Source organism: bacterium endosymbiont of Bathymodiolus sp. 5 South (genome assembly GCF_900128535.1).
Taxonomy (GTDB): Bacteria; Pseudomonadota; Gammaproteobacteria; order PS1; family Pseudothioglobaceae; genus Thiodubiliella.
The window spans coordinates 1-819 of sequence record NZ_FQTR01000426.1; the positions used below are offsets into that span (position 1 = coordinate 1).

General features: G+C 31.9%; 1 pseudogene. It reads left to right on the top strand.

The window, feature by feature from the left end:
* Positions 1–441: 441 nt before the first annotated feature.
* Positions 442–819 (top strand): annotated as a pseudogene (locus tag BBROOKSOX_RS11970) (hypothetical protein); the annotation flags it as partial.

The window sequence follows — 819 nt, forward strand, 5'->3', positions numbered from 1 at the left end:
TATTTTTTGTAAAATACCTAAGGTTTTTTGCGGTACTGGATAAAAAGCAGTTTTGTTGATTTAGATGGTTGGAAAAATGGGTGGTTTTGGTTTGTTTGGAGTGGTTTTTAAGGGGCGACTAATTAACATCTTTACTTTTTAATATTTTACAAAAGCTAAGATTAAAAGACTGTGTTATTGCTTTAACATCAGTGAATTTTTATCATTATGAATAAGTACAAAGCTTTATACAATAGAAATTTGATATAATTTAAGACCTTTGCATAAATAGGAATGATTAGCAAAATCCAATTTTTACCCAATTGGTGATTTATTTAAATCTTGTCCTAGCAGGGCTAAGGCTGGGTTTAAAAAATCACCAAGTGGGTGAAAAGTGGGTTTCTGATGATTGTTCCTATTTATGCAAAGGTCTCAATTTACTTATTTAAAGGAAACTAAATTATGTTAACCAAGATAATAAAACAAAGTGTGTGGTTTTTGCTAATGCTAATATTGGCTAGTTGTGTAAAAAATGATAAAGTGCCAAAATCTATAGTCGTCTTTGGAGACTCCTTGTCTGACCAAGGCAATATATTTTCAATTGTCAATCATGTAACCGATTTAAAAAACATCCATATGTCCACGCCACCATCGTCACATGACGGGCATGCGTTTAGCAATAAATTATTAGCAGTTGAGTATTTGGCTCAACATTATGGTCTTAAACTTTCTCCTGCTTGGCGTTATAAAAAATCAAGTGCAGACATCAATACAATCGAAGGGTCGTATAGCAATATTTTTGCCTCAAGTGCATTAAACAATGATTTTCAAAAAGAAAAG